Origin of the sequence: Tsukamurella spumae (assembly GCF_012396015.1) — a bacterium.
Taxonomy (GTDB): Bacteria; Actinomycetota; Actinomycetes; order Mycobacteriales; family Mycobacteriaceae; genus Tsukamurella; species Tsukamurella spumae.
This window is the reverse complement of record NZ_JAAXOQ010000066.1, coordinates 1-2,082: the sequence shown is the minus strand read 5'-3', so window position 1 is coordinate 2,082 and position 2,082 is coordinate 1. Positions and strand designations below refer to the sequence as shown.

Here is a 2,082-nt window from a genome sequence, read left to right as displayed (position 1 = left end):
GATCCGCCAGCCCATCCGCGGTCGCCGCAGCAGCCTCAGGCAACTCCTGCTCCACCGTCTCTACCGAGTCCGTCATGCCCTGTGATCCTTCCGTGAGGAGGGCTTACACAGACCATTTGACACGCCCGGCGGCGGTGCGGTAGCCGGTGAACCCGTCCATCGCGACCACCGCAACCCGGTCCCGGAACGCCTGGTCGCGGTCTTTGAGCCAGCCCGCGAACGCGGCCTGCGAGCGGCCGGGGACCATGTCCAACAGCCGTGCCGGGCCGGTGCCATCGAGCACCGGGGTGAGGTCGACGAACACCGTCACCGACGACGGATCACCCTGGCCTCGAACGTGCTTCCAGGTGTGCTCATCGACCCCGATCACCCGCACACCGTCGAGGTGACCGCCGTCGTAGATCAGGCTGCGGCACGCCGCGAGGGCGAGCGAGTTGACCGTGTTCCACCCCACCCCGAGTGCCTTCCCGACCGCCGAGACGCTCATCTTGTCGCACACCAGACGCTGCAGGATCCACCGCGTGACCCGGTGGGTGCACGACGCCCGCCGCTGCGCGACCTGGTCGATGCCCGCGCGGAACACCTTCACCGCGCACTCCTCGCTCTCGCAGACCAGCCGCGGAACGCGCAGGTGAAGCCGGGTCGGATACCCCGCCAGAGGAAGGTCCGTCAGAGACCGCACCACCCGATCCCGCAGCCGCCCCTGGACACCGCATCCCGGGCAGAACAGATCCGGTGTGAGAACATCTGCGAACAGGTGCGTGAGCTGCGGTTCCGCAGCCGCATCAGTGATCGTCACCCCCAACTCGACGGTCCGGCAGATCGTGTCCGCGACAGCAGAAGCAACAGCAGCAGTAGGCTCAGACATGGGTCCTGTGGGTGATCGACAAGGCGTGTAGGAACCCTCATCGAAGCACCCCAGGACCCCCTACATCTTGTGGCTCGCCGCCTCAGACCTGAACCCGGTCATGCACTCTCGATCAGGAAGAGCCGGCAAAACCCTCGCACAAATCCAGAGGAACAACGCCGCAGGGCTTGAAGGAGCAAACTGGCTCGCGCGCAACCAATACCCAGGAGCAATTGTCGATAAGGCTAAGTTTGAAATCCCGGGTCTAGGTGGACGCCGAGTTGATATACTTACCCAGAACTTGACTGCGATCGAGGTGAAGACGGGTGAGACCGCCTACGCGAGTGTTAGGGATCAGGTCGCTAAGGACGCAATCCTCAACCAAGGAGCAGTGCAGGGCGTGAGAAGTGTAGAGTGGGTGTTCATGAAGAGCGTGTTCACAGGCAAGGGCGGTCCTGATCAGGCACTGATTAACGCACTCAACGCCGCCGGGATTCCATGGAAGGTGATCTAAACCATGAGCGACTCAGTGAACTGGGGAGACTACCGAGAGTTCACCGTTATATCCCCTACGCGCCCCGAAGACGACACACGCGAGGGCGCGCGAGCGCAGTATGACAACTGGCTGGCACAGAAACCCCAGCGCAAGCAGGAGTTCCGCAATCTAATGCAGCTGAACGGCATCTCAACGAGCACCGACGACGCGGCGATTCAGGCGGTCAACGACTGGTTTATCGGCAACGTTGAAGGCCATCATCCGCCCATCCCCGAGGCGCCGGGAATGCTCTCGTCCCGCTGGTACTCCGTCGTTATCGACATTGCCATCTATCTCGGTGACGTAATCATCGAGCGCTACCCGAATCTTTATTGGCACTTCTTTACCCCTGAAGACGAAAGCTACTTTGGTTATCAAAAGCCCGTGATCCATGGATTTACCAACCACGGAAAAGGACTCATGGAGAACTATGCCTTCGATCTTGCTGGAGCAAAGGCCGGGCTCGGCCACGCGGTAGTCTCTGGTGAGCCACTGTCGGAACGGGACCGTCGCGACTTTCTTCATACTCTCACTCTTGCCGAGTCGTTTCACTAGTTTGGTAGGTGGAATGACGGCTCTTCAAGCTTGAGCGGGCAGTGCCTGGTCAGAGGTTCAGCGTGTCGTTGACGTGAGGAGCCCCTGGTCTCCGGAAATCTGGATGTTGCGAAGCATTCCGATTTCGGTGAGGAGTACCAGGGGC

General features: G+C 61.1%; 2 protein-coding genes and 1 pseudogene. 2 read left to right on the top strand and 1 reads right to left on the bottom strand.

Annotation, left to right across the window (positions count from 1 at the left end; genetic code table 11):
* Positions 1–130 precede the first annotated feature (130 nt).
* Positions 131–868 (bottom strand): annotated as a pseudogene (locus HF999_RS22050) (transposase); the annotation flags it as partial.
* Between the two features lie 67 nt (positions 869–935).
* Here HF999_RS22050 and HF999_RS22045 point away from each other — a divergent pair.
* Together HF999_RS22045 and HF999_RS22040 are read left to right on the top strand one after the other, a co-directional pair.
* Positions 936–1,361 (top strand): hypothetical protein, encoded by a 426-nt coding sequence (locus HF999_RS22045; protein WP_168547895.1) that lies wholly within the window; start codon positions 936–938, stop codon positions 1,359–1,361.
* Positions 1,362–1,364: 3 nt separating this feature from the next.
* On the top strand, positions 1,365–1,937 hold the full coding sequence (locus HF999_RS22040; RefSeq protein WP_168547894.1) for a hypothetical protein: 573 nt from the start codon (positions 1,365–1,367) through the stop codon (positions 1,935–1,937).
* Positions 1,938–2,082: the final 145 nt, after the last annotated feature.

What these genes read in the sequence shown, in the direction of transcription:
- HF999_RS22040 (WP_168547894.1), top strand. Translation starts at nt 1,365, where the DNA reads ATGAGCGACTCAGTGAACTGGGGAGACTACCGAGAGTTCACCGTTATA.